Below are 24,649 nucleotides of genomic sequence, written 5' to 3' on the forward strand. Positions count from 1 at the left end.
CGGGTAGATGAATCAGAAGCTTACGCCGTCGACCGTCCTGCTGTTGACCGTCCCGCCCCTGCTGTGGGCGGGTAACGCCATCGTGGGACGGCTCGTCCGCGCGGCCGTCCCGCCGATGACGCTGAATCTGCTGCGCTGGACGATCGCGCTGGCCGTCCTGCTGCCGCTCGGGTGGGCGACGTTGCGCCAGGCCGGCGTACTGGACGCCATTCGCACCCGTTGGCACCGCTATGCGCTGCTGGGGCTGCTGGGCATCGGCATGTACAACTCCCTGCAGTATCTTGCGCTGCAAAGCTCCACGCCCATCAACGTGACCCTCGTCGCCTCGGGCATGCCCGTGTGGATGATGCTCGTCGGGCGGCTGTTCTATGGCGTGGCCGTACGGACGCGCCAGGTGATCGGCGCGTTGCTGTCGATCGTCGGCGTGCTCGTCGTGCTGTGCCGCGGCGACGTCGACCAGCTGCTCGCGCTGCGCCTCGTCGCGGGCGACCTCTACATGATCCTCGCGACGATCGCGTGGTCTTTCTACAGCTGGATGCTGCTGCAGCCGCAGGACGAGCCCGCGTTGCGCGCCGACTGGGCCGCGTTCCTCGCTGCGCAGGTGGCGTTCGGGCTGCTGTGGTCGGCCGGTTTTGCCGGCGTCGAGTGGTCGCTCGGTGCGGCGGCCATCGCCTGGAGCTGGCCTGTCGTGGCGGCGTTGCTGTTCGTTGCCGTGTGCCCGGCCGTGCTCGCGTTCGCCATGTGGGGCGCGGGCATCCGCCGCGCCGGGCCCGGCATCGGCGCCTTCTTCGTCAACCTGACGCCGCTGTTCACGGCGCTGCTGTCGTCCGCCTTCCTGGGCGAGCTGCCCCATGCCTACCACGTGCTGGCGTTCCTGCTGATCGTGGGCGGGATCGTCGTGTCCGCCAAACGTTGAAGCAGCCGTAACGTGTTTCTGTGCGGGCATCGGAGATGTTACGATCCCAGCGGAAGGAGCACATCAAGATGGCTGAAGCATTCACCGTCCACGACCACGCGGCGCGGATCGCCGCATTCCTCGACCGCCACCCGCGCGCGCTCGTACTGACGGGCGCGGGGCTGTCGACGGCATCCGGCATTCCCGACTACCGCGACCGCGACGGCACCCGCCGCGGCAAACCCCCGATCCACGGGCCGGATTTCCGCAAATCCGAGGCCGTGCAGCGGCGCTATTGGGCGCGCAGCATGATCGGCTGGCCCGTGCTTGCACAGGCGCGGCCGAATCGCGGCCATGCCGCCCTCGCCGGCCTGGAACGGATCGGGCACATCGGGTCGGTGCTGACGCAGAACGTGGACGGCCTGCACGGCCAGGCCGGCAGCCATGGCGTGCTTGAGCTACACGGCAATATCCATACGGTCGTGTGCCTCGAATGCTCGGCGATCTTCCCGCGCGCCTTCGTGCAGGGGCAGCTGGAAGATTTCAATCCGCACATGGCGGGTGCGAATGCGACGCCGCTGCCGGACGGTGATGCCTCCGTTGAACCGACGGAACTGGCCGGCTTCCGCCTCCCGTATTGCACGTGCTGCGGCGGGACCTTGATGCCGAACGTGGTCTTCTTCGGCGATAACGTCCCGCCGGCGCGCACGGCCATCGCACTGGAACAGATGGAACGGGCGGACGCGCTGCTGGTGGTCGGATCATCGCTGATGGTCTATTCCGGCTTCCGGTTCTGCCGCATGGCGCGGGCCGCCGGCAAGCCGATCGCCGCCATCAACCTCGGCCGCACGCGCGCGGACGACCTCCTCGACATCAAGATCGAAGAATCGGCCGAGCGGGTGCTCCCGCTCGCGCTGGATATGCTCATCAAAGGTTCGGAGCAGACGGAGCGAGACACGCCATCCATACCACTCGACGGGGGAATACTGTGACGAAAACGTTAAGCAGCACTGGTGTCAAACCCTGGCAGGCCGGCGCGTTGCTGGCCGGTCTCGGCCTCGCGGCCTCCTATTTCTATGTGCGCGCCAAGACGAAGCAGGCGGAGGCGGAGAACCCGCCGCAGGGCCGCTTCGTCAAGGCCGACGGCGTGCGCCTGCATTATGTGGAACGGGGCAGCGGCCCCGTGCTGGTCCTGCTGCACGGGAACGGCGTGCTGGCCAGCGATTTCCGGACCAGCGGCCTGATGGACAAGGCGGCCGAGCACTACCGCGTGATCGCGTTCGACCGCCCCGGCTTCGGCTATAGCGAGCGGCCGCGCAGCAAGGTGTGGACGCCGCAGGCCCAGGCACGGCTGCTGCATCACGCGCTGCAGGAGATCGGCGTCGATTCGGCCATCGTGCTGGGCCACTCGTGGGGCACGCTCGTCGCGCTGTCGATGGCGCTGGACGTGCCGGACTTCGTACGCGGTCTCGTGCTGCTGTCGGGCTATTACTACCCGAGCCTGCGCGCCGACGTGCCGCTGCTGTCCGGTCCTGCGATTCCGGTCGTGGGCGATTTGATGCGGTACACGATCTCGCCGCTCGTCACGCGCATGCTGTGGCGTCCGCTGACGAAGCGGGTGTTTTCGCCGCAGCCGGTCGACGCCCGTTTCCGCGAACTGCCCGTGTGGATGCTGCTGCGTCCGAGCCAGCTGCGCGCCAGCGCGGCGGAGACGGCGCTGATGGTGCCGTCGGCCGTGGCGCTGGCGAAGCGTTATCCGGAGCTGAAGGTGCCCGTGGTGGTGATGGCCGGCACCAAGGACAAGATCGTCGATTTCGGCCACAACTCGGAGCGGCTGGACGAGCGCCTGCCGGAGAGCGAGCTGCGGCTGCAGCCCGGCGTCGGGCACATGACGCATTATGCCCATCCGGACAAGGTGCTCGCTGCGGTCGACGAGATCGCGGGGCGCGTTGGGGAGTCGGTGTACCGGAGGAATCCGCAGGCGGAGGCGCTGGCGAGGGCCAGCGAGAGCGGGACGTAGAACGAAGAGCGGAACGTAAAACACCGTCGCTCCCGCGCAGGCGGGAGCCCAAGCTTGCGTGATCAGTTACAAAAATCAGGTTCCCGCCTCTGCAGGAACGACGTTTTGGGACTTTCACCTAACAGGCGATGGCCAGCGAGTGCGGGACGTAGAACGAAGAGCGGAACGTAAAAACACCGTCGCTCCCGCGCAGGCGGGAGCCCAAGTTCGCGTGGCCAGTCACAAAAAATCAGGTTCCCGCCTCCGCGGGAACGACGGATTTGGGGCTCAGCCAATAATGCGCAGCGAGTAGTCCGTCGCCTTGATGTCCTTGGTCAGGCTGCCGATCGAAATCCGGTCGACACCAGTCTCGGCAATCGCCCGCACCGTCTGCATGTTGATGCCGCCGGACGCCTCCAGCAACGCCCGTCTCTCGTTGATGCGCACGCCTTCTCGCATCATGTCCAAGTCAAAATTATCCAGCAGCACCGACGTTGCGCCAGCCGCAAGCGCTTCTTCCAGCTCGGCGATCGACTCCACCTCGACCTGGATCGACACGCCCGTGTTCAGCGCCGTCGCCGCCTGCAGCGCGGGCGTGATGCCACCCGCGGCCGCGATGTGGTTTTCCTTGATCAGGATGCCGTCGTACAGCGCCATGCGCTGGTTCGCGCCGCCGCCGACGCGCACCGCGTATTTCTGCGCCTGGCGCAGGCCCGGCAATGTCTTGCGCGTATCGAGGATCTTGGCCTTCGTGCCGGCGATGACGTCCACGTAGGTGCGCGTGGCCGACGCGACGCCGGACAGCAGTTGCAGGAAGTTCAGCGCCGAACGCTCCGCCGTCAGCAGCGAGCGCGGCGAGCCTTCGATCGTGCAGACCACGCTGTCAGCGGCCATCACGTCGCCCTCGGCATATTTCCAGTCGATCTCGATGTCCTGGTCGACGGCCAGCATGACGCCTTCGAACCACGGGGCGCCGCACAGGACGGCCTGCTCGCGCACGATCACACGCGCCTTCGCGCGGGGCGCTTCCGGCACGAGCTTGCCGGTCAGGTCGCCACTGCCGACGTCTTCCAGCAGCGCGGCCAGCAGGTTCTGCTCGAATGCGGCCTGCAACTTGTCGTCGAACTGGCCTTCGTCAGCGTAAGGGTTGCGGAGATTGCTCATGCGGGACCGATTCCTTTGAAGAGATTGGCTTCCTGCTCCAGCGCGCCGGTCGGCAGTGCCTTCGCCTTCTTGGCGGCGGCGAAGTCGAGCATGCGGTCGATGGCGCGCTTGGCCTGCTTGCCGATTTCCGGATCGACGAAGATTTCGTTTTTACTGTCGGAGGTTTGCAGCACGTCGGCCAGGTTCTGCAGGCCGTTCATCGCCATCCACGGGCAGTGCGCGCAGCTCTTGCAGGTGGCGCTGTTGCCGGCCGTCGGGGCTTCGATCAGGGTCTTGCCCGGTGCGGCCATGCGCATCTTGTGCAGGATGCCGTTGTCGGTGGCGACGATGAAGTGCGTCGCGTCCATCGTCCGCGCCGCGTTGATCAGCTGGGTGGTCGAGCCGACGACATCCGCCTGGGCGACGACGTTGGCCGGCGATTCCGGGTGCACGAGCACCTTCGCGTGCGGGTATTCCGCGCGCAGCAGGTCCAGTTCGATGCCCTTGAACTCGTCGTGCACGAGGCAGGAACCCTGCCACAGCAGCATGTCGGCGCCCGTCTGCTTCTGGATGTACGAGCCCAGGTGGCGGTCCGGCGCCCACAGTATCTTCTTGCCCTGCTCGTGCAGGTACTTGACGATGTCCAGGCCGATCGACGACGTCACCATCCAGTCCGCGCGCGCCTTGACGGCGGCGGACGTGTTGGCGTAGACGACGACCGTGCGGTCCGGATGCTTGTCGCAGAACGCGGCGAATTCGTCGGCCGGGCAGCCCAGGTCCAGCGAGCAGGTTGCGTCCAGGTCCGGCATCAGGATCGTCTTTTCCGGGCTCAGGATCTTCGCCGTCTCGCCCATGAAGCGCACGCCGGCCACGACGAGCGTCTTGGCCGGATGATCGCGGCCGAAGCGCGCCATTTCCAGGGAATCGGACACGCACCCGCCCGTTTCCTCGGCGAGGTCTTGCAGGTCTGCATCGACGTAGTAGTGCGCGACGAGGACGGCTTCGCGCTCCTTCAACAGGCGGCGGATGCGATCCTTCAGCGCGGTCTTTTCATCGACTTCGAGCGGCGACGGCGTGCGGGCCCAGGCCTCGGCAGTGGAACACACGCCGCCGACTGGCCGGTCGTATTCGAATACTTTAACGGGGGCAATGGTATTCATGGGGCAAGCTCCAATCAGTCGAGACCCTGGCTCTTCAGGTAATCTTCGTAATTGCCCTGGAAGTCGATGATGCGGTCTTCCTTGATTTCCAGGATACGGGTCGCCAGCGACGACACGAACTCGCGGTCGTGCGATACGAAGATGAGGGTGCCTGCGTATTTATCCAGCGCGATGTTCAGCGACTCGATCGATTCCATGTCCATGTGGTTGGTCGGTTCGTCGAGCAGCAGGACGTTGTGGCGGCCCAGCATCAGTTTGCCGTACATCATGCGGCCCTTCTCGCCACCGGACAGCACGCGCACGGACTTCTTGACCTCGTCGCCGCCGAACAGCAGGCGGCCCAGGATCGAGCGCACGGCCTGGTCGTCGTCGCCTTCCTTCGTCCACTTGCCCATCCAGTCGGTCAGGTTCAGGTCCGTGGCGAACTCTTCGGTCGGGTCCTGCGGCATGTAGCCCGGATTCGCATTCTCGGCCCACTTCACGCGGCCGGTGTCGGCATCGAGGCCCGTGATCGGGCCGCTGCCGATGCAACGCAGCAAGGTCGTCTTACCGGCACCGTTGGCACCGATGATGGCGATGCGTTCGCCGGCTTCGACCATGATCGAGAAATTCTTGAACAGCTGGCGGTCGTACGATTTCGACAGGCCTTCCGTCTCGACGGCCAGGCGGTGCAGTTTCTTCTCGCCTTCGAAGCGGACGAACGGATAGGCGCGCGACGACGGCTTGAACTCCTCGATCTTGATCTTGTCGATCATCTTGGCGCGCGACGTGGCCTGGCGGGCCTTGGACTTGTTCGCGGAGAAGCGGCGCACGAAGTCCTGCAGCTCGGCGACCTTCTCTTTCGCCTTCGCGTTGTTGGCCAGCTGCTGGTTGCGGGCCTGCGTCGACGCTTCCATGTAGTCGTCGTAGTTGCCCGGGTAGACCTTCAGCGTGCCGTAGTCCATGTCGGCGACGTGCGTGCAGACCGAGTTCAGGAAGTGGCGGTCGTGCGAGATGATGATCATCGTCGAGTTCCGCTGGTTCAGCATGTCGGCCAGCCAGCTGATCGTATGGATGTCCAGGTTGTTGGTCGGCTCGTCGAGCAGCAGGATGTCCGGATCCGAGAACAGGGCCTGCGCCAGCAGCACGCGCAGCTTCCAGCCCGGCGCGACCGAGCTCATCGGACCCTGGTGCAGGTCGGTGGCGATGCCCAGGCCCAGCAGCAGTTCGCCGGCGCGCGCTTCGGCCGAGTAGCCGTCGTACTCGGCGACCTTGCCTTCGAGCTCGGCCGCTTTCATGTAGTCTTCGTCCGTCGCTTCTGGATTCGCGTAGATGGCGTCGCGTTCGCGGATCGCGTCCCACAATTCCGTGTGGCCCATCATGACGACGTCGAGCACGCGCACGTCTTCGTAGGCGAACTGGTCCTGGCGGAGCTTGCCGAGGCGCTCGTGCGGATCGAGGCTGACGTTGCCGGCGGACGGCTCGAGGTCGCCGCCGAGGATCTTCATGAAGGTCGACTTGCCGCAACCGTTCGCGCCGATGAGGCCGTAACGGTTGCCGTCGCCGAACTTGACGGAAATGTTTTCGAACAGCGGCTTGGCGCCGAACTGCATCGTGATGTTGGCTGTACTGAGCACTGGGAAACCTTCGCGTGGTGATTCAATTAACCGCACATTTTACCACCGTGAGGGGACCGTTGCGTCAGGCGGTCCTGAGTGTCGGGTAACTGGACAGCGCCAGCGACCAGTGCCCGCCGTCGCACTGCAAATGCCCCTGCGCCCCGAACGGGATCGTCACGTGGCGCGCGATGTGGCCGAATTCCAGCCCCGTCAGCACCGGCACGGGCAACGTGGCGCGGACATAGGCCAGCATTTCGTCGAAGTTGTAGCCGTTGTCGTTCGCGCCGAGCCGGTAGCCGGAGAAATCGCCCAGCACGACGGCGCGTTGTCTCTCCAGCACGCCCGCATGCATCAGTTGCAGCAACATGCGCTCCACCCGGAACGGATGCTCGGCAATATCCTCCAGGAACAGGATGCCGCCGTCGATGCGCGCGAAGTACGGCGTGCCCATCAGCGACATGATCATCGCCAGGTTGCCGCCCCAGACGGTGCCCGTCACGTCGAGGCGCGGGTTGGCCGCGCCGTGGCCGGAGATCGTGTGCGTGGGGCCGGCCAGGCAATGCCAGAAATCGTCCAGCGTGAATGCGTTCGGCTCGGCCGCGCCCACGTCGGCCGTGAACATGGGCCCCGCGTAACTGATCGCGCCCGTCCTTGCGTACAACGCCATGTGGAACGCCGTGACGTCGGAATAGCCGACGAAGATCTTGCCGCTGGCGGCCATGCGCTCGAAGTCGATATGCGGCAGCAGGCGCGTCATGCCGTAGGCGCCGCGGATGGCCATGACGACCTGCACGTCCGGGTCGGCGGCGGCCGCTTCCAGCTGGGCGAGGCGCTCCGCGTCCGTCGCCCCGAAGCGCTGGTGGCGCTCCTCGTGCTTGTAGTAATTATGGACCAGGATGCCCTGGGCTTCGAGGCGCGCGATGCCGCGCGGGATCGCTTCCGGCTCGGGCGCGTAGCTGCCCGGCGCGATCAGGGCAATGCCCGGTTTTTGGATGGTCACTGTTTGACGAAGAGCCTTGGTGTCGAGTCGGGCGCCATCTTACCGTGGGCATGGGCGTCGATCAAGGCGAGGAGCCGCTCCAGCAGCTGGGACGGCAGGTCGTGGCCCATGCCCTCGATGACTTCGAGGCGGGCGCCGGGAATCGCCTGCGCCGTGTCGACGCCGCAGGCGAGCGGCACGAGCGGATCGGCCGCGCCGTGGATCACAAGCGTCGGCGCGACGATCGTCTGCAGCTGCGGCGTGCGGTCGCCGCAGGCCGTCACGGCCAGCATCTGACGCACGACGCCGCCCGGGCAGCAGTTGCGGCGCAGCGCGCGGGCGACGCGGCGGCGCAGGTGTTTTTCCGGCGTCGGATAGGCCGGGCTGCCGATTGCTTGCAGCAGTTGCACGTTGTAGTCGATCGCCGCGTCGATGTCGCCTGCTCCCAGCGGACGGCGCAGCAGCGCGCGGCGCGCGGCTTGCGTCGGGCCCGGCAGGCCGCGGCGGCCGCTGCTGGACATGATCGACGTGAGACTGAGCACGCGCGACGGGTACTTCGCCGCCATCAGCTGTCCGACCATGCCGCCCATCGACATGCCGACGACGTGGGCGCGGGCGACGCCCAGCGCGGACAGCACGCCGATCGCATCGTCGGCCATGTCTTCCAGCCGGTACGGCGGCTTGAGCGGGATGCGCAGCAGCGACTTCAGCCAGGCGAGCCCGAGGCTGGGCGTGCCGGCGTGTTCGAACTTGGTGGACAGGCCGCTGTCGCGATTATCGAAACGGATCACGTAAAAGCCCAGTTCGACGAGGCCTTCGACGAATTCGTCCGGCCAGGCCGTCAATTGCAGGCCGAGGCCCGAAACCAGCAGCAGGGGTACGGATTTCGGATCGCCCGCCGTGTCGAAGGCGATGCGGATCCCGTTGGCGTTCAGGCTAGGCATTGTCGATAGCTGGGTCGTGAAATCCTCCGCTACCGAAAGCAGCGAAGGCCTGGAACCAGCATATCATTTTTGGCAAACGGGTGGCGTCAGCCTTGCGTGCGCCGGGCCGCGCGCCGTTCGGCGAAGAATCCCTTGAGCATCGCGCTCGCTTCGTCGGCCAGCACGCCGCCGACGACGTCCGTGTGGTGATTCAGTTGCTCCAGCGCGAACAGGTCGAGGATCGAGCCGCACACGCCTGTCTTCGGGTCCGGCGCGGCGTACACGACCCGCGCCAGGCGCGCGTGCATCATCGCGCCCGAGCACATCGCGCAAGGTTCCAGCGTCACATACAGCTCGCAGCCCGGCAGCCGGTAGTTGCCGAGCTTGTCCGCGGCCGCGCGCAGGGCGACGATTTCCGCGTGCGCGGTCGGGTCGTGGCGGCCGATCGGCTGGTTGAAGCCGGTGGCGATGATCTCGCCGTCGCGCACGACGACGGCGCCCACGGGCACCTCGCCCGCCGCCCAGGCCTTGCGGGCCTCCTGCAGGGCCAGGCCCATGTATGTATTGTCGTCTGCTTCAGGCATCCGTGATTTCGGACCAGCAGTTCGGCGTCTCGTGCAGCACGAGCTTCTGCAGGCGCAGGCCGGTGCCGTAGCGGTCGGTGTAGGCCGCTTGCAGGATGTTCCAGGCCACCTGCGCGAGGTTTTCCACGGTCGGGATGCGATCGATCACGACGGTTTTATGGTTCGGCAGGCTGGCCAGGAAGCCGCGCACGGCCTCGTCCTTCTCGTACACGAGGAAAGCATGGTCCCAGACGTCGACGAGATGCTCTTTCGCGAGCGCCTTGATGTCCGAGAAATCCATGATCATGCCGTTGTCGGAATTGCCTTCGACGTCGATGACGGCACCCGTCAGCGTGATTTCCAGCGTGTAGCGGTGGCCGTGCAGGTTGCGGCACTGGCTTTTATGGTCGGGGATGCGGTGGCCGGCGTCGAATTCCAGCTTGCGGGTAATGGTCAGCATGTGTGCTCAGGGAATGTTCAGGAGTTTATGGGTCTGGAGGCTGAGCTTCCACTTCGGGTTGCGGCGGCACGTGTCGATGGCCAGTTGCGTGTTGAACTGGGCCAGCGGGCCGTCCATCGGCTGCACGAAGAAGTTGTCGAAATCCAGGTGTTCGTACGCGGCCAGGTCCTGGCCCGCCTGCGGGATGACGACCTTGAGTTCGTTGCCCTTTGCGACCACCAGTGTCGAACCCATCTTCGGGCTCACGCAGATCCAGTCCACGCCCGGCGGCACGGGCAAGGTGCCGTTCGTCTCGATGGCGATCGTGAAGCCGGCGGCGTGCATCGCGTCGATCAGGGCCGTGTCCAGCTGCAGCAGCGGCTCGCCGCCCGTGAAGACGACGTATTTGCTGGCCGGGTAAGTCTCCGGCCACAGGCTGTCGATTTGCGCGGCCAGGGCCGCGGCATCCTTGAATTTGCCGCCCCGTTCGCCGTCGGTGCCGACGAAATCCGTATCGCAGAACTGGCAGACGGCCGTGGAACGGTCCGCTTCGCGGCCCGTCCACAGGTTACAGCCGGAAAAGCGGCAGAACACGGCCGGGCGGCCCGCATGGGCGCCCTCGCCCTGCAGGGTATAGAAGATTTCTTTGATGCTGTAAGTCACAGTAGAAGTCCGGTAAGGCTCGCGTCAACCTTCCATTATACCGCGCCCGGACTGGGTCGCAGAAGCGGCGCCAAAATTGATGACGAGCAAAAACATGCCATTCGGAAAGTCGTACCTTTGGATACGGAAAGTTCCTAATCGAGTCGTCCTAGTCCTCGCCGGAGGGATCGTGATGAAAACCCTGCTGCTCCAGTCGCTGCGTGTCACGCTCGGGGCCCTGCTGTTGCTCACCGCGTGGTTCGGAATGTCGGAACACGTCCGCATGCTCGCGGTGCCGGAGCGGCTGCAACTGGGTGTGCTGGTGCTCGTCGTGTTGTCCGTGCTGTTTGCCGTGCTGTTCCGGCGCATGCACAACGAGGACCAGATCGCGCGTCTGGAAGCGGCGCTGTGCCGGGAACAGAAGGCCCGCAGCCAGGCCGACCAGGCGCTGGCCGAGTCCGACATGCTGCTAGGGCGCTTGACCGGGGGGACGGACGGCCGCCGCGGCAACCTCGACCCTCTCGCGCAACTGGTGGCCATCCAGACCGAGCTGCTGCAGGTGCGGCGCCAGTACGCGCTGGAAGATCCGCTCCTCGCGTCGCGCATCGATTTATTGTGCACGCGGGTCGATCGGGTCGCCCAGGCGATCGTCGCCCACGCCGACGAGCCCGGGTAACAGCCCCGTCCACCCTTGCTAAAAATCAAGGGGACGCCATTGTCCGTGGCGCACAATCGGTTCTCGTCAGCAAGTAATTGCTAATCAGAACCGAAGGACGGTACATGACAAGCACAACAACAATACAGCGGCTCATGGATTCCTCGGGCGCGCCGGCCGATCGCGCGTTCGCCCACCAGTTGATGGAGACGCTGGCCATTCCCATTTTCGTCCTCGACACGACATCCCGCGTGATGCTGTGGAACCGCGCCTGCGAGCGGCTGACGGGCGTGCCCGCGCGCGACATCATCGGTACGCGCGACCACTGGCGCAGTTTCTTCGAGGAGCGCCGCCCCACCCTCGCCGACCTCCTGATCGAAGAACGGGCCGGCGAAGCGCACCGGCCCCGCATCGGCCTGCCCGATGATCCGCACCTGTCCGCGGAAAGCTGGTGCGACATGCCGCGCGTGGGCCGCCGGCGCTACCTGGCCGCCGACGCGAGCCCGATCTACGACGAACGCGGCCGGCTGGCCGCCGTCGTGGAGACATTGCGCGACATGACGGATGAAAAACTGGCGCAGATCGCACTTGAACAACTCGCCACGCGCGACGGCCTCACGGGTCTCGCCAACCGCCGCTGCTTCGACGAGACGCTGCACGCCGAATGGGCGCGCGCGCTGCGCCAGCGCCAGCCGCTGTCGCTGTTGATGGTGGATGTGGACAATTTCAAGGCGTATAACGATGCGAACGGCCACCTGGGCGGCGACGAATGCCTGAAACGGATCGCCACGGCCGTCGCCAGCGAAATGCGCGCCAACGATCTGGTGGCGCGCTATGGCGGCGAGGAATTCGCCGTGATCCTGCCGAACCAGTCACTAAAGGGCGCGGCCAGCGTCGCCGAACGCATCCGCACCCGTGTCGAACAACTGCAAGTCCCCAACCGCCTGGCGCCGGCGCAGCGCGTGACGGTGTCGATCGGCGCGGCCACCGCGATCGCGTCGCCCGACAACAGCGCCAGCGAACTGGTCGCCATTGCCGATGCGGCGCTCTACCGGGCCAAGCATATGGGACGGAACCGGATCAGTTTGCCCCTCACCGAACCGGCATGAGCCACGTCGTTCCCGGGAAAGCGGGAATCCATGCCGAGTATCTCGTTCGACTCGGCATGGGCCCCCGCCTCCGCGGGGACGACGGTCAGCCGATGGTTGCCCTATCCCACCCGTGCCGCACCGCGGCCTTCATCTTCTCCCAGGTCGACGCGCCATCCTTGCCGTAGCGCGTATCCCAGTCGGCCCGCAGGTCGTTCTCGACGTCCGACCAGTCCCGGTTGCGATAGCGGACGTCATTGCGCATCTGGGCGCCGTAACGGTAGGCCGGCGCCAGGTCGTCGTAGCTCGTGCCGCCCGGCTTGTACGTGTTCGTCCAGTGCGTGCGGTAGTGGCTGTCGTCGTCCGTGGACGTCGTCTCGCCCGTCATCCGTTCCCAGCCGTGACGGACCGCCGCCTTGATGCGTTCCCACGCGGACGGTTCGTTGTCCGTGCCGTACTTGCTGTGCCAGTCCTTCTTGAGGTCGTGCTCGACATCGTCCCAGTCGCGGTCGCGATAGATGTCGCTGCTGCGCATCTCGTTGCCGTAGCGATAGGCCGGCGCGACATCGTTGAAGTCCGTGCCGCTGGCGGCGTAGGTCGACTCGTAGTGCGTATGGTAGTAGGTCGAGTCGTCGTCCATGTCCGGGGTGATCTTGTCCCAGCCATGGCGCACGGCGTCCTTGAACTTCTCCCACGTCGACCCGCCCGTCGTGTAGCGCGAGTCCCAGTCGGATTTCAGGTCGGATTGCACGTCGTCCCAGTGGCGGCTGCGGTATTTCTGCAGGCGGCGCGCTTCGTTGCCGTAGCGGTAGGCCGGCAGGTAGTCGTCATAGGAATCGTCCGCGTTCGAGTACCGCGCGTTCCAGTGGCTGCGGTAATAGCTGTCGTTATCGATGTCCGGGGTGATCTTGTCCCAGCCGCGGCGCACGGCGGCCTTGAATCTCTCCCACGTGGACTCGCCTGGATGACGCGATTCCCAGTCGCTGCGCAGGTCCGACTCCACCTCGTCCCACGAGCGGTCGCGGTATCTGGCGCTCGAACGCATTTCCGTGCCGTAGCGGTAGGCCGGCTCGTAGTCGGCGTACCCGCCGCCCAGGCTCGAATAGTTGTCGTGCCAGTCCGAGTGGTACCAGTCGTCCGTGTTCAGGTCCGGGGTGATCCTGTCCCAGCCGTGGCGGACGGCCGCCTTGAATTTCTCCCACGTCGACTCGCCCGGATGGCGCGCTTCCCAGTCGGTGCGCAGGTCCGGTTCGACGTCGTCCCACGCGCGGTTGCGGTAAGTCGCGTCGCGGCGCATGTCGCTGCCGTAGCGGTACGCGGGTGCATAGTCGTCGTAGCTGCCGCCCAGGCTCGAGTAATTGTCGTTCCAATGGTTACGGTAGGTATCGTCGTACGTATCGCCCGTGCCGCCGTCATGCGAGAACACGCGCACGTTCCCGCGCGCGACCGACCCGCCCGTATCGCGCTGCATGGAGCTGCCGACGCGGGCCGTGCCGCCCAGCGACGTGTCGTCCGAGCCGGGAATCGATGCGGTGCCCTGCAGCGTGGAGCCGCTCTGGTTCAGCGAGCCGCCCTGCGCCGATTGCAGCGACGAGCCGGTGGCCGGGTTCTGCGCGGAGCTCTGGGTGCCGCTCAGCGTGTTGCCGCCGATGGCGCCGTCCATCGATCCGCCCGACTGCTCCGAGGCGCCCTGCGGCTCCTCGTAGGTCTGGCCTTTGGGGACCGGGTCGTTGATGTTCTGCGTGGCGAAGAAGTTGCGGTCGTCGTGGCCCGTGAATTGCAGCGAGCCCGGTTCCGTGCCCGGGGGCGTGCCCTGGTACGAACCGGACGAGCCGGAGCCGGATCCGACGTTGCCCGACTGCGCGGACAGGCTGCCCGATCGCTGCATCCCGGACGATGCGCCGCCGAGGACGCCCGCGCTACCCGGATCGCGCGTCCACTGGTCGTGGCGCTCGTCGATGTCGACGGGGCCGAAGCGCTCGATGATGTCGGCGGCCCGTTCGACTTCCGGCTCGGAGTCCGTGGTCAGGGTCAGGACGTGATGGCCGCGCGTGACGGCGTACGAATACTTCATCGCGTGTTCGTTCGTGTCGGATCCGAACAGGCCCGTGAAGAAATGCTTGATCGAGGCGCCGAAGCCCTCCTCGCGTTCGCCCTCCAGCAACTCGTTGTCGCCGGTGACGCTGTTCGACTGGCCGGTGGGGTCGGCGCTCGAGAGGCTCGCATCGGTGCGCGTGAAGCCCGACGCCAGCAATTCGTCCAGGGCGCTTTGTGCGTCGCTTCGGTTGTCGAAGACTGCTACCAGGGTGTGTCGCATGATGTTCCTCCGCTGTATTGGTGTAGAAAACACCGGCTTCCGCGAAGCGCGCCACGCCGACCTGCTCGCCTCCGAGCACGACGTTTTCCGCGTGGAGCTCCTCACGCCGGTTCCTTGTCGAGACTACTCCAAAGCGGCCGCGTTGCGCGCACCATTGACCGGCTACAACCCATGCGTATCGCATCCATGAAAAACGGGCCGTGTGGCCCGCGTTTTGTCCCTATTGTCGCTGAGTTCCGTGAGCGCGCGCACCGACCGGCACGCGGCTTGTACGGCTGTCAGCCGAACGGATTGGCGACCGTCTTCACGTCGGGCGGCGGCAGCCGGTCCGGCAGGTCGCGCGCTTCCAGGCCGGCGACGATGCGGCCCACCAGGTCGTGCAGCAGGCGCGCCTTGGCCAGGCCGTCCTTGTCGGCAGTGAGGTCGACGTCGCCCGCCACCGTGACCCGGTCGAGCCGGTTCTCGAGCGTCAGGTTGCCGATCTCGACGACGTCGGCCTCGTTCTCGTAGGGTGCAAACTTGGTCATAAGATTCCTGATTCCTATTTGCGGTTGCGGGACGGCTTGACGCGCACTTCCGGCAGCGCCAGCACGCGTTCCTTCTCGGCGTCGGACAGCGCGGGCAGCAGGTTGATGCCGATGATGCGTTCGAGCTCCGGGATCGGGATCACGTTCGCCTTCGCATCCGCCGCGTTCTCGACGAACCACGCGGCGCCGGCGCGCTGGCGCGGGCTGTACACGAGTTTATACAAATGGGTCGGCACGAGCACGTTGCCGATCTTCTTCAGGTCCGCGCCGAGGAAGGCCGGCCCCGTCACCACGTACAGGTCGCCCTCCTTCTTCGCCATCTTGCGCACGGCGCCTTCGATGCCGGCCCACAGGTTGCGGTTGTTCTCGCCGTCCTGCGGGACGATGTTGGCGAGGCTGAAGCTGTCGCGCTGGCTGTCGCGGTCCGGCATGTCGCCGTTCGGGGCCATGTGGCCGCGGTCGTAGCCGCTGCGCGAGTAATCCGATAACTCCGCCCGCTGGCCGGCCGGCACGCGCGCTTCGGAATGGAACGAGTTTTCGCGCGACAATTCCTGCGCCGCCGCGATATTCTCTGCCTGCAGGTGTTCCGCCGACCACAATGGCGTGCGCGTGATTCCCGAGTGCAGCACGCTGAACACATTGAAGCACAGCGTTTCCGTCTTGTTGCCGAGCTTGGGATTCGTGATGCGCGGCGCCTGGCCGGCCACGAAATGGTCGTCGCAGGATTGCGGTTGCGGTGCGCGCGCCTCCGTCTGGACGCGGGCCGGCGCCGGGTTCGTGGACTCGCGCTTGCACGCGCCCAGGGATAACAGCGATGCCAGCACGAGCGCGGGCGTGACAAACTTCTTGAGCATGATGAAAAGACAAATCAAAGATGGCGCCATTTTAGCCGACGCGCGCTTGCGCTTCCTCAGGGATTTCCTGTGTGCATAGCCGCGCACGCTTGAAATCGACCTGCATTTCCGAAAAGAATGCTATACAATCCCAGTTTCAAAAAGCTAAGTACATTTGTCCAAATTAAATGGCGATGGATAATTCCTCCATACCCGAGGACCTCCGGCGCTTCGTGCTGACCAGCATCCCCTCGGTCCCTTTCCTGGAAGCGCTGTTGCTGATGCGCGCCGATCCGGACCATGCCTGGCGCCGCGATACGCTGGCGCGGCGGCTGTACGTGCGCGAAAAGACGGCGGAAGACCTGCTCGCCGACCTGTGCACGGCCAGGATCGCCGTGCCGTGCGACGACGCCGGCGCCTACCGCTATGGCCCGGCCGATGCCGGCCTGCGCGAACGGATCGACCGCCTGGCCGATGCGTATGCGACGCACCTCGTCGAAGTCACCCACCTGATCCACTCTTCACTCGACCGCAAGGCCCAGCAATTTGCGGACGCGTTCAAATGGCGTAAGGATTCATGATGGCGATTACCATCTATTCGCTGTGTACATTGACGTCGCTGGCGTGCGCCTGGCTACTGCTGGGCAGCTATCGCCGCACCGGCCACCGGCTGCTGTTCTGGAGCGGCGCGTCGTTCGTGGCGCTGACCGTGAACAACGTGTTCCTCATGCTCGACAAGGTCGTGTTCCCGGACATCTACCTGCTCCCCGTGCGCCAGGTATCGGCCCTCGTGGCCATGCTCCTGCTGCTGTACGGCCTCATCTACGAGAAAGAATGACATGAGCAACCTGATCTCCGGCGCCATCGTCATGGCTTCCTTCGTGATCGCGCTGTTCTTCCTGCGCTTCTGGCGTAGCTCGCGCGACCGCTTCTTCCTGTACTTCGCCCTGTCGTTCGGCATCGAAGGCGTGCACCGCATCGTGTCGGCGCTGACGTTCGACGAGGCCGAGGACACGCCCCTGCACTACCTCGTGCGCCTGCTGGCGTATGGGCTCATCCTGTGGGCGATCCTGGAAAAGAACCTGCCCGCGCGCCGGCGCGACGGCAAGTAGCGTGCGCCCGGACCGCCCTCCCCTGCGCCATAATCGGCCCGACACCAACAGCGGGAGGACAGCATGACAGAACAGGACAAACGCAAGGACAACGCCCAACGCGCCGATCCGGGCCAGCAGCAGCGCGCGGAAAACCGCTCGGCGCATCGTTCCGAATCACTGTTGCCGGGCGACGATGCAAACGACGGCCGCTACGACGTGGCCGAGGAAGTGAACCTCGACCAGCAGTCGGACCAGCTGCGCCGCGTCGGCAAGCCGCCGAAGGACATACCTAAACCGTAAGCCCCATCTTCAGGCCCTCGATCGCGTGGGCCTGTTCGATGTGTTCCAGCGCCGGCACGATGCGGCAGCGCAGGTGGTCGCGCACCTCGGCCGGCAGCGCATCCCAGTAGGCCTGCGTCACCTGCAAGTCGTGCTTGTCGGCGTTGCGGCCGTCCGGCGCATCGACGCCCAGCACGAGCACGGGACGCGACTGCTGGCTGCGGTTCGCCGTGCCGCGGTGGATCGTCAGGGCCGAGCGGGCCGAGATGTCCCCGACTTGCGGCAGCTTGCGCTGGGCGCGCGACTCGTAGCGCGGATAGCGCGACTTGTCCGGGAACATGAGGTCGCCGCCGGCGAGGTCGTCCCATTGGGTACCGGGCGCGATCTCGAACGGGCCGATCTCTTCCGTCACATCGACCGTCGTGAGGTTGAAGGCGAGTGAATTCAGGCGGCGCCCGACCAGCGTTTCCGGCGGCGACGGGAAGTCGCGGTGCCACGGCTGGTGCATGGCGCCCGGGAACGGGATGTCGAAGCCGACCTCCACGATCTTGTAGTCCGGCCCCAGCACGGCCCGGCACACGGCGACGACCCACGGGTGCGTCGCCAGTTCGACGAAGCCGCGCAGCCGTTCCGGATGCACCTCGACGTAATAGCGGCACGGGCCGCGTTCGAGGGCGCCGTTCGGACGCGCGCGCGCCTCGGCGAACAGGGTTTCGATGTCTTCCTTCAGTTGCGCCACCCACCCGGCGCTGAAGGCGCCCTTGCAGGCGATGATGCCGTCGCCGTACAGGCCGCCCATGATGGCGCCCACGTCGTAGCCGGCGCTCTCGTTCGATGCTTGCATGCTGATCTCCTCGCTGAACCGCGGGCCCGGTCGTGCCGTTGTGCCCGCGCGGCCATCGTACCGGCGTTCGGCGGCGGGCGGCGCCCGGCTGTCCTGTTGACAGCGCGGCGCTCAACTCCTACAGTCGCACCACGATGACTTCCACTTCCCGTGTGGGCGGCCGGATGCAGGGACGCGTGCTGTTCCTGTGCGACCGTCCCGTTTCCGACCCGGCCATTGGTACCGTTGCGGCCGAGATGGGCTACGACCTCGTGCGTGCACACACGCTGGACGAGGCGCTGGCCCACGCCCGCCACGGCGACGACCTGCCCGGCTTCGCACTCGTCCTGGCCGGCTATTCCGGCAACGTCGACGGCCTGTTCGACAGCGTGCGCCGCCTGCGCGCCGCGCTGCCGGAGGCGCCCGTGATCGCGCACGGCGTGCCCGGCTCCCCGCCGTTCACGCTCGAGTCGCTGTACGACGCCGGCGCGCTGGCCGTGCTGCACGACCCCGTCTCCATCCCGATCCTCAAGGCCAAGGCGCGCTTTTTCCTGGAAGCCTACGCCACGGCGGCCGAGCGGCGCGGGGCGGAAACCGCGCTGCAGGACACCCGCGCGCGCCTGGAGGCCATCATCGCCGCGGCCGAGGTGGCCGTGTGGTCGCTGGACATCGCCACGGGCCGCGTCCGGGGGGACGCGCGCATGATCGAGATGTTCGGCCTGCGTCCCGCAGACGGGCCAGGCGCCGACGTGGCCATGTATTTCGCCGCGATCCATCCGGACGACGTGCCGCCGACCCAGGTCCTGCTCGGCCGCGCCATGGAGACGGGGACGCCGTACGATGCCACGTTCCGCGTCCGTACGCCGGACGGCGCGTGGCGCTGGGTGCTGGCGCGCGGCCACCCGGACCGGCATGCCGGCACGCGCGGCATGATGCGCGGCGTCGTGATCGACGCGTCGCTGCAGAAAGAGGCGGAGGAGCGGCTGCAGGCGAGCGAGGAACGCTACCGCACGCTGTTCGAGGCGATCGACGAAGGCGTGTGCGTCATCGAGATGCTGTACGACGATGCGGGCATCCCGAGCGACTACCGGTTCATCGAGGTCAACCCGGCGTTCGTGAAGGCCACGGGGCTGGCCCATGCCGTCGGGCGCACGATGCGCTCGCTCGTCCCGCAGCACGAGGCCCACTGGTTCGAGACCTACGGCCGCGTCGCGGCGACGGGCGAGCCGGCGCATTTCGTCGACGAGGCGGCGCACCTGGGCCGCTGGTACGACGTGTACGCGGCGCGCGTGGGCCCGGCCGGCAGCCGCAAGGTGGTCGTGCTGTTCACCGACATCACGGAACGCCGCCGCACGGAGCTGGAACTGCGCCGCCTCGCGGACGACCTGGCCGAGCAGGACCGCCGCAAGACGGAATTCCTCGCCACGCTGGCGCACGAGCTGCGCAATCCGCTGGCGCCGATCCGCAGCGGCCTGCAGCTGATGCGGCGCGCCCGCTCCGACCCGGCCGCCATCGCGCGCGTACAGGACATCATGGACCGCCAGCTCGACCACCTCGTGCACCTCGTCGACGACCTGCTGGACGTGGCCCGCATCACGCGCGGCCAGGTCGACCTGAAGCCCGCGCTGGTGCCGCTGGCGGACGTGCTGAACGCGGCCGTCGAAACGAGCCTGCCGCTGATCGAGGCCGCGCGCCACCAGCTCGACGTGCGGCTGCCGGACGAGCCGTTGATGCTGCACGCGGACGCCACCCGCATCACGCAGGTCGTCAGCAACCTCCTGAACAACGCGGCGAAATACACCCCGCGCGGCGGCCACATCGTGCTGGCGGTGGAGTGCGACGGCGAGCAGGCGCTGATCGCCGTGTCGGACAACGGCATCGGCATCCCGCCCGACGCGCTCGACCAGGTCTTCCGCATGTTTACGCAAATCCCGAATGCGACCCGGCACATGCCGGGCGGCCTCGGGATCGGCCTGTCGCTCGTGAAAAGCCTCGTCGAACTGCACGGCGGGACGATCCAGGCGGCCAGCGCCGGCACCGGCACGGGCAGCGTCTTCACGGTGCGCCTGCCGCTGGCCGGCCAGGGCGCGGACAAGGCGGCGCCCGGCGCGCCGGAACCGGACGCGAGCCGCATCCCGGCGCTGCGCCTGCTCGTCGTGGACGACAACCGCGACGCGGCCGACACGCTGGCCGCGCTGCTGTCCGCGATGGGCCACGACGTCGTGGTGGCGCACGACGGCCACCAGGCGCTGCGCATGCTGGGCGGCCTGGAGCCGCACGCGGTGTTCCTCGACATCGGCATGCCCGGCCTGTCCGGCTACGAGGTGGCGCAGGCCGTGCGGCGCGAACCGCGCCACGACGGGGTCGTGCTCGTCGCGCTGACCGGCTGGGGCGGCGCGGACGACCGCGCGCGCAGCGCGCAGGCCGGGTTCGACGCGCATCTCACGAAACCGGCGACGGTGACGGCGATCGAGTCCGTGCTGCGCGACGTGGAATCCCGGCGCGCGACGCCGCAAAACGCGTCGTCACCAGCCGATCGCTAGCAGCTTCGCGGCCATGCGCGGCCAGCACAGCGCCGCGACCTCGTCGCGCGTGGCCCAGCGGAAGGCATCCATCTCCGGCGTCGGCCTGCCCGTCGCGTGATGCGGGAACATGCTGGCGCACGCCAGGTGCGCCAGGTCCGGCAGCGTCTCGCCCACGTCCACGCGGAACAGGTGCAACACCTTGTCGCGCCGGTAGTCGAAGCGGCCAAGCTCGCGGAAGGCGGCGGCCGGGAATGCGAGGCCCGTCTCTTCGAACAGTTCGCGCATGGCCGCGTCCAGCAGCGTTTCGCCCGGATCCTGCAGGCCCTTCGGGATATCCCAGCGCGGCGTGTGCGTGACGTGCCCCAGCAGCAGGCGGCCGCCGGCGTCCACGACGAGGGTGCCGCAGGAGACGTCGACGGCCTTCACGGCAGTGTGCGCGCGGCGGCGGCCAGCGCCTGTTCCAGCGCCTCCAGGCTCACGGGCTTCGTCAGGTGCTGGTCGAAGCCCGCCTCGTGCGACTGCTGCAGGTCGCTCTGGGCGCCCCAGCCCGTCAATGCGATGAGGACGATCTGGCGCACGCCCTGGTTGCGCCGGATCGCGCGCGCCACCTCGTAGCCGCTCATGCCGGGCAGGCCGATGTCGAGCAGGACCAGGTCCGGCTGCGTCTCGAGCGCCAGGCGGAGGCCTTCCGGGCCGTCGCGCGCGACCGATGTCGTGTGGCCGAGCGCTTCCAGCAGCGCGACGAGGCTGTCGGCCGCATCCGCGTTGTCGTCGACGACCAGCACGCGCAGCGGCGCCGGTGGCTGAGCGTGAACCTCCTCCCCGGTCGCGCGGGGGCGCGCATGCGGCGAGCCGGGATGCAGCGGCAGGCGCACCGTGAACGTGCTGCCGTGGCCCCGGCCGGCGGAAAACGCGGCGACGCGCCCGCCGTGCAGCTCGACGAGGCGGCGCACGAGCGACAGGCCGATCCCGAGACCGCCCTGGGCCCGATCGAGACTGCCGCGCACCTGCGTAAACATCTCGAACACGGAGCCGATCGCGTCCGGCGGGATGCCGATGCCGCTGTCCGACACGGCGACCACGGCGTGCCCGTCCTCGCGCCACGCGGACAGCGCGACGCGCCCGCCCGCCGGGGTGTACTTGGCGGCGTTGTTCAGCAGGTTCGACAGCACCTGCACCATGCGCGTGACGTCCGCCTCGAGCGGCAGCGGTTCCTCGGGCAGGTCGACGTCCAGGCGGTGCCCGTGCGACTCGATGAGCGCGGCGCTCGTCTCCACGGCCATCTGCGCGATGACCTTCAGGTCGACGTTCTCCCGTTTCAGTTCGATCTTGCCGCGCGTGATGCGGGCGATGTCGAGCAGGTCGTCGACGAGGTGGATCAGGTGGCCCAGCTGGCGGTCCATCATCGCGTGGATGCGCGCCAGCGCGTCCTTGTCGGCCGGCGTCATGCGCAGCAGGTCGAGCCCCGTGCGGATCGGCGCCAGCGGGTTGCGCAGTTCGTGCGCTAGAGTGGCGAGGAATTCGCTCTTGCGGTGGTCCGCCTCCGACAGGTCGGCGGCCACGCGGCGCAGCTCGTCCTCGGCGCGCTTCTGCGCCGTGATGTCGCGCGTGATGGTGGCCAGGCCGATGTTGTTGCCGTCCGCGTCGCGCACCGCGAACCCCTTGAAGTACACGGGCCGCGGCGGCCGGCCGTCGGGCTGCGCCAGGCGCAGTTCTCCCTCCCATTCGGCCGCGCCGACCGTCAGCGCGGCCATCACGTGGTCGCGCACGAACGGCCGGTCCTCGCGCGGGAAGAAATCGATCATGCGCCAGGCGGCGATGTTGGTGCGGTCGTCCAGGCCCGCCATGCGCCGGCCCGCCGGGTTCAGGTAGATGCCGCCGGCGTCCGGCGTGAAGATGCCGATGAAGTCGGACGACTGCTCGGCCACGGCGGCCAGGCGCCGGATGCCTTCTTCGGCGCGGCGGCGGTCGGTCTCGTCGCGGAAATACAGCGCCAGTCCGCCGGCCCCCTCCATGGGAAACGAATTGATCTCGAACCAGCGGCCCTCGGCGTCGTCGTACGCTTCGATGCGCGATCGTTCGCGTTCCAGCGCCGTGCGCCGCAGCGCGCGTTCCTGCTGGCTGCCTTGCAGGCGCGCGAACAGGTCCCAGAACTGGGCACCCACGAGTTCCTCGCGCGGCCGTCGCGTGACGGCTTCGGCCGCGCCGTTCGCGTAGGTGATGCGCCAGGCCGGATCGAGCGCGATGAAACCCTCGCTCATGCTTTCCAGGATCGCGCGCGAGCGGTGCTCCGCGGCCTGCCGTTCGGCCGCCTCGTGGCGTTGCCCGATCACGAGCGACGCGGTATTCGCCAGCAGCGCGAGCGCCGCCTCTTCCTGCGGGTTCGGCAGGCGCCGTTCGCGGTAGTACAGGGTGAACGTGCCGAGCACCGCGCCGGACGGCGCCAGGATCGGCAGCGCGCGCGCCGCGCGCAGCCCGTGCGCCTGCGCGAGCAGCACGTGCTGCTGCCACAGCGGATCGGTCGCGATGTCGGCGCAGACGATCGGTGCGCCCTGCCACGCGGCGCTGCCGGCGGCACCCGCGACCGGGCCGACGGGCACCGTGTCGAGCGCGCGCTGGAATTCCACGGCGAGCGACGGCGCCGCCGCGTGCTGCAGGCGCCCGCCGCCGGCCATCAGCTGCACGGAGGCCAGCGCCGCGCCGCCGGTGTAATCCTCGGCGGTGCGGGCCAGCACGTCGAGTACGTCGCCCAGCGGCGCGTCGGTCACGGCCAGTTCCAGCGCGCCGCGCTGGCCGATGGCGAGCAGGTTCGCACGCGCGCGCTCGGTGACGTCCACGCCGTGCAGCAGCACGCCCGACACGCTGCCGTCCGGCTCCCGCAGGGCCATGCACACGAAGTCGAGGAAGTGTTCTTCCAGGCCCGTGTGCGCGTCGTCGGTACCATCTGCGGCAGGGGCCAGCAGCAGGCGCACGTTATGGCCCTCGACCGCTTCGCCGCTCGCGAACACGCGGTCCAGCACGTCGGCAAAACCCTGCCCCGCCAGTTCCGGCAACGCCGCGCGCACGGGGCGCCAGGCGAGCTTGCGGCCGCCGGCCAGTTCCAGGAAGCGCTGGTTGGCCATCTCGATCACGTGGTCCGGGCCGCTCATCACGCACATGATGGCGGGCGCGCGGTGGAAGATGTCGCGCATGCGCTCGCTGGCGGCCTGCAGCTCGCGCAGCAGCCGTTCGCGCTCGGCCTCGGCCTCGCGCCGGCTGTCGTCCAGTTCCTGTTCGCTCTCGGCCAGCCGTTCGGCGGCCAGCTTTTCGGCGGTGGCGTCGCGGATGATCTTGGCAAAGCCGACGTGGACGCCCGCCTCGTCGCGCAGCGGCACCATCACGCCGTCCGCGAAGAACCGCGTGCCGTCGCGGCGCAGGTGCCAGCGCCGGTCTTCGGCGCGGCCCTGTTCGAGCGCGCGCCGGGACTCCTGTTCCGGCATGCCGGCGGCCACGTCTTCCGGCGTGAACAGCAGGTCCACGCTGCGCCCGCGCACGTCGTCGGGCGACCAGCCGGTGATCGCGGCGGCACCCCCTTCCCACTCCGTCACGATGCGGTCGACGTCCGTGCCGATGAACGCATAGTCGCGGATGTTGTCGAGGATGAGCCGCAGGCGGGCATCGCGCGAGCGCAGCTGGGCGCGGTGGCGTTCCTCCTCGATCCGGGCCAGTTCCGCGTTCTTGCGGTACAGGTCGATGAACACGGCGACCTTGGCCCGCAGGACGATGGGATTGAGCGGCTTGGTGAGATAGTCGACCGCGCCCAGCGCGTACGCGCGTTCGAGCGGGAATTCGTCGGCGTCGCCCGCGGTGAGGAAGATGATGGGCAGGCTGTGCGTTCGCGGGTGCTCGCGGATCAGCTCCGCCAGCTCGAACCCGTTCATCGTCGGCATGCGCACGTCCAGCAGCACGACGGCGAAATCGTGGGCCAGCACTTCGCGCAGCGCCGCCTCGCCGGACGTCACGGACACGAGCGTCTGGCCCAGGTCCGCCAGGATGGCCTCCAGCACCGCCAGGTTGGCCGGCTGGTCGTCGACGAGCAGGATCTTGGTGGTCTGGTCGGAGGCCATCAGTGTCGGGCGGTGTATTGATGCAAATAAGACAATGTATGCCGCGCCCTTCCGAAAGTCA

The 24,649-nt window shown here is 67.5% G+C and carries 25 protein-coding genes; 11 read left to right on the forward strand and 14 right to left on the reverse strand.

Going from position 1 to position 24,649, the window contains the following annotated elements:
- The first annotated feature begins 7 nt into the window (after positions 1-7).
- The 3 genes from QPK29_RS04740 (at position 8) to QPK29_RS04750 (ending at position 2,915) form a co-directional block, all read left to right on the forward strand.
- Positions 8-916 carry a DMT family transporter gene (locus tag QPK29_RS04740; RefSeq protein WP_056132698.1) on the forward strand — a complete coding sequence of 303 codons (909 nt, stop codon included), beginning with the start codon at positions 8-10 and terminating at the stop codon, positions 914-916.
- 68 nt (positions 917-984) lie between these two features.
- The gene (locus tag QPK29_RS04745) at positions 985-1,887 is read left to right on the forward strand and encodes an NAD-dependent protein deacetylase (protein ID WP_371770370.1); all 903 of its coding nucleotides are present in this window, start codon (positions 985-987) and stop codon (positions 1,885-1,887) included.
- The gene (locus QPK29_RS04750) at positions 1,884-2,915 is read left to right on the forward strand and encodes an alpha/beta fold hydrolase (RefSeq protein WP_371770369.1); all 1,032 of its coding nucleotides are present in this window, start codon (positions 1,884-1,886) and stop codon (positions 2,913-2,915) included. The genes QPK29_RS04745 and QPK29_RS04750 overlap by 4 nt, the downstream gene beginning before the upstream one ends.
- Positions 2,916-3,182: 267 nt before the next feature.
- Here QPK29_RS04750 and nadC read toward each other — a convergent pair whose 3' ends face one another.
- From nadC to queE, 8 genes are all read right to left on the reverse strand, one after another.
- Entirely contained in the window at positions 3,183-4,058 is an 876-nt protein-coding gene (nadC, locus tag QPK29_RS04755) for a carboxylating nicotinate-nucleotide diphosphorylase (RefSeq protein ID WP_371770368.1), read from the reverse strand.
- Positions 4,055-5,197, reverse strand: coding sequence for a quinolinate synthase NadA (gene nadA / locus QPK29_RS04760; RefSeq protein WP_371770367.1), 1,143 nt, complete (start codon positions 5,195-5,197; stop codon positions 4,055-4,057). The genes nadC and nadA overlap by 4 nt, the downstream gene beginning before the upstream one ends.
- A 14-nt stretch (positions 5,198-5,211) precedes the next feature.
- Positions 5,212-6,813, reverse strand: coding sequence for an ABC-F family ATPase (locus tag QPK29_RS04765; protein ID WP_082577083.1), 1,602 nt, complete (start codon positions 6,811-6,813; stop codon positions 5,212-5,214).
- Between the two features lie 64 nt (positions 6,814-6,877).
- Positions 6,878-7,795 carry a muramoyltetrapeptide carboxypeptidase gene (ldcA, locus tag QPK29_RS04770; RefSeq protein ID WP_371770366.1) on the reverse strand — a complete coding sequence of 306 codons (918 nt, stop codon included), beginning with the start codon at positions 7,793-7,795 and terminating at the stop codon, positions 6,878-6,880.
- Positions 7,792-8,718 (reverse strand): alpha/beta fold hydrolase, encoded by a 927-nt coding sequence (locus QPK29_RS04775; protein WP_371770365.1) that lies wholly within the window; start codon positions 8,716-8,718, stop codon positions 7,792-7,794. Before QPK29_RS04775 ends, ldcA begins: the two co-directional genes overlap by 4 nt.
- An 86-nt stretch (positions 8,719-8,804) precedes the next feature.
- Positions 8,805-9,281 carry a tRNA adenosine(34) deaminase TadA gene (tadA, locus tag QPK29_RS04780; protein WP_160410371.1) on the reverse strand — a complete coding sequence of 159 codons (477 nt, stop codon included), beginning with the start codon at positions 9,279-9,281 and terminating at the stop codon, positions 8,805-8,807.
- Positions 9,274-9,720: a 6-carboxytetrahydropterin synthase QueD gene (queD, locus tag QPK29_RS04785; protein ID WP_371770364.1), complete on the reverse strand. Its 447-nt coding sequence runs from the start codon at positions 9,718-9,720 to the stop codon at positions 9,274-9,276. Before queD ends, tadA begins: the two co-directional genes overlap by 8 nt.
- A 6-nt stretch (positions 9,721-9,726) precedes the next feature.
- Positions 9,727-10,362: a 7-carboxy-7-deazaguanine synthase gene (gene queE / locus QPK29_RS04790; protein WP_371770363.1), complete on the reverse strand. Its 636-nt coding sequence runs from the start codon at positions 10,360-10,362 to the stop codon at positions 9,727-9,729.
- 169 nt (positions 10,363-10,531) lie between these two features.
- Between queE and QPK29_RS04795 the strand changes: the two genes are divergently transcribed.
- Positions 10,532-11,017 carry a hypothetical protein gene (locus QPK29_RS04795; RefSeq protein ID WP_160410373.1) on the forward strand — a complete coding sequence of 162 codons (486 nt, stop codon included), beginning with the start codon at positions 10,532-10,534 and terminating at the stop codon, positions 11,015-11,017.
- Positions 11,018-11,151: 134 nt separating this feature from the next.
- Positions 11,152-12,105, forward strand: coding sequence for a sensor domain-containing diguanylate cyclase (locus tag QPK29_RS04800; protein WP_229411967.1), 954 nt, complete (start codon positions 11,152-11,154; stop codon positions 12,103-12,105).
- An 85-nt stretch (positions 12,106-12,190) separates the two neighbouring features.
- Here the strand turns inward: QPK29_RS04800 and QPK29_RS04805 are convergent, their stop codons facing one another.
- Positions 12,191-14,401, reverse strand: a complete 2,211-nt coding sequence (locus QPK29_RS04805; protein WP_371770362.1) for a hypothetical protein — start codon at positions 14,399-14,401, stop codon at positions 12,191-12,193.
- Between QPK29_RS04805 and QPK29_RS04810 the strand changes: the two genes are divergently transcribed.
- Positions 14,400-14,591, forward strand: coding sequence for a hypothetical protein (locus QPK29_RS04810; protein ID WP_156403677.1), 192 nt, complete (start codon positions 14,400-14,402; stop codon positions 14,589-14,591). The two genes, QPK29_RS04805 and QPK29_RS04810, sit on opposite strands and share 2 nt — an antisense overlap.
- 88 nt (positions 14,592-14,679) lie before the next feature.
- On the opposite strand, the gene QPK29_RS04815 is transcribed toward QPK29_RS04810, so the two are convergent.
- Together QPK29_RS04815 and QPK29_RS04820 are read right to left on the reverse strand one after the other, a co-directional pair.
- Complete coding sequence (locus QPK29_RS04815) at positions 14,680-14,928, reverse strand: hypothetical protein (protein WP_056132739.1); 249 nt, start codon at positions 14,926-14,928, stop codon at positions 14,680-14,682.
- A 14-nt stretch (positions 14,929-14,942) separates the two neighbouring features.
- On the reverse strand, positions 14,943-15,782 hold the full coding sequence (locus tag QPK29_RS04820; RefSeq protein WP_371770361.1) for a DNA/RNA non-specific endonuclease: 840 nt from the start codon (positions 15,780-15,782) through the stop codon (positions 14,943-14,945).
- A gap of 173 nt (positions 15,783-15,955) precedes the next feature.
- Here QPK29_RS04820 and QPK29_RS04825 point away from each other — a divergent pair, with 173 nt between their 5' ends.
- The 4 genes from QPK29_RS04825 to QPK29_RS04840 all read left to right on the forward strand — a co-directional run bounded on the left by QPK29_RS04825 (position 15,956) and on the right by QPK29_RS04840 (position 17,155).
- Positions 15,956-16,342 (forward strand): hypothetical protein, encoded by a 387-nt coding sequence (locus QPK29_RS04825; protein ID WP_056132742.1) that lies wholly within the window; start codon positions 15,956-15,958, stop codon positions 16,340-16,342.
- On the forward strand, positions 16,342-16,599 hold the full coding sequence (locus tag QPK29_RS04830; RefSeq protein WP_056132745.1) for a DUF5985 family protein: 258 nt from the start codon (positions 16,342-16,344) through the stop codon (positions 16,597-16,599). The genes QPK29_RS04825 and QPK29_RS04830 overlap by 1 nt, the downstream gene beginning before the upstream one ends.
- Position 16,600: 1 nt before the next feature.
- The gene (locus QPK29_RS04835; protein WP_056132749.1) at positions 16,601-16,873 is read left to right on the forward strand and encodes a DUF5985 family protein; all 273 of its coding nucleotides are present in this window, start codon (positions 16,601-16,603) and stop codon (positions 16,871-16,873) included.
- A 63-nt stretch (positions 16,874-16,936) separates the two neighbouring features.
- Complete coding sequence (locus QPK29_RS04840; RefSeq protein WP_371759762.1) at positions 16,937-17,155, forward strand: hypothetical protein; 219 nt, start codon at positions 16,937-16,939, stop codon at positions 17,153-17,155.
- Here QPK29_RS04840 and QPK29_RS04845 read toward each other — a convergent pair.
- The gene (locus QPK29_RS04845; RefSeq protein WP_371770360.1) at positions 17,145-17,978 is read right to left on the reverse strand and encodes a phytanoyl-CoA dioxygenase family protein; all 834 of its coding nucleotides are present in this window, start codon (positions 17,976-17,978) and stop codon (positions 17,145-17,147) included. The two genes, QPK29_RS04840 and QPK29_RS04845, sit on opposite strands and share 11 nt — an antisense overlap.
- A 134-nt stretch (positions 17,979-18,112) precedes the next feature.
- Between QPK29_RS04845 and QPK29_RS04850 the strand changes: the two genes are divergently transcribed.
- On the forward strand, positions 18,113-20,500 hold the full coding sequence (locus tag QPK29_RS04850) for a hybrid sensor histidine kinase/response regulator (protein WP_371770359.1): 2,388 nt from the start codon (positions 18,113-18,115) through the stop codon (positions 20,498-20,500).
- On the opposite strand, the gene QPK29_RS04855 is transcribed toward QPK29_RS04850, so the two are convergent.
- A complete protein-coding gene (locus QPK29_RS04855; protein ID WP_371770358.1) occupies positions 20,483-20,908 on the reverse strand; it encodes an NUDIX hydrolase in 426 nt (141 codons plus the stop codon). The genes QPK29_RS04850 and QPK29_RS04855 overlap by 18 nt on opposite strands.
- On the reverse strand, positions 20,905-24,588 hold the full coding sequence (locus tag QPK29_RS04860) for a response regulator (RefSeq protein ID WP_371770357.1): 3,684 nt from the start codon (positions 24,586-24,588) through the stop codon (positions 20,905-20,907). The genes QPK29_RS04855 and QPK29_RS04860 overlap by 4 nt, the downstream gene beginning before the upstream one ends.
- Between the last annotated feature and the right edge of the window lie 61 nt (positions 24,589-24,649).

The organism is Massilia orientalis (genome assembly GCF_030411975.2).
Lineage (GTDB): Bacteria > Pseudomonadota > Gammaproteobacteria > Burkholderiales > Burkholderiaceae_D > Telluria > Telluria orientalis.

Coding starts and splice junctions, on each gene's coding strand:
- QPK29_RS04740 (WP_056132698.1), top strand. CDS start 8: ATGAATCAGAAGCTTACGCCGTCGACCGTCCTGCTGTTGACCGTCCCG.
- QPK29_RS04745 (WP_371770370.1), top strand. CDS start 985: ATGGCTGAAGCATTCACCGTCCACGACCACGCGGCGCGGATCGCCGCA.
- nadC (WP_371770368.1), bottom strand. CDS start 4,058: ATGAGCAATCTCCGCAACCCTTACGCTGACGAAGGCCAGTTCGACGAC.
- nadA (WP_371770367.1), bottom strand. CDS start 5,197: ATGAATACCATTGCCCCCGTTAAAGTATTCGAATACGACCGGCCAGTC.
- QPK29_RS04775 (WP_371770365.1), bottom strand. CDS start 8,718: ATGCCTAGCCTGAACGCCAACGGGATCCGCATCGCCTTCGACACGGCG.
- tadA (WP_160410371.1), bottom strand. CDS start 9,281: ATGCCTGAAGCAGACGACAATACATACATGGGCCTGGCCCTGCAGGAG.
- queD (WP_371770364.1), bottom strand. CDS start 9,720: ATGCTGACCATTACCCGCAAGCTGGAATTCGACGCCGGCCACCGCATC.
- QPK29_RS04800 (WP_229411967.1), top strand. CDS start 11,152: ATGGATTCCTCGGGCGCGCCGGCCGATCGCGCGTTCGCCCACCAGTTG.
- QPK29_RS04810 (WP_156403677.1), top strand. CDS start 14,400: ATGATGTTCCTCCGCTGTATTGGTGTAGAAAACACCGGCTTCCGCGAA.
- QPK29_RS04805 (WP_371770362.1), bottom strand. CDS start 14,401: ATGCGACACACCCTGGTAGCAGTCTTCGACAACCGAAGCGACGCACAA.
- QPK29_RS04815 (WP_056132739.1), bottom strand. CDS start 14,928: ATGACCAAGTTTGCACCCTACGAGAACGAGGCCGACGTCGTCGAGATC.
- QPK29_RS04820 (WP_371770361.1), bottom strand. CDS start 15,782: ATGCTCAAGAAGTTTGTCACGCCCGCGCTCGTGCTGGCATCGCTGTTA.
- QPK29_RS04825 (WP_056132742.1), top strand. CDS start 15,956: ATGGATAATTCCTCCATACCCGAGGACCTCCGGCGCTTCGTGCTGACC.
- QPK29_RS04830 (WP_056132745.1), top strand. CDS start 16,342: ATGGCGATTACCATCTATTCGCTGTGTACATTGACGTCGCTGGCGTGC.
- QPK29_RS04835 (WP_056132749.1), top strand. CDS start 16,601: ATGAGCAACCTGATCTCCGGCGCCATCGTCATGGCTTCCTTCGTGATC.
- QPK29_RS04840 (WP_371759762.1), top strand. CDS start 16,937: ATGACAGAACAGGACAAACGCAAGGACAACGCCCAACGCGCCGATCCG.
- QPK29_RS04845 (WP_371770360.1), bottom strand. CDS start 17,978: ATGCAAGCATCGAACGAGAGCGCCGGCTACGACGTGGGCGCCATCATG.
- QPK29_RS04850 (WP_371770359.1), top strand. CDS start 18,113: ATGACTTCCACTTCCCGTGTGGGCGGCCGGATGCAGGGACGCGTGCTG.
- QPK29_RS04860 (WP_371770357.1), bottom strand. CDS start 24,588: ATGGCCTCCGACCAGACCACCAAGATCCTGCTCGTCGACGACCAGCCG.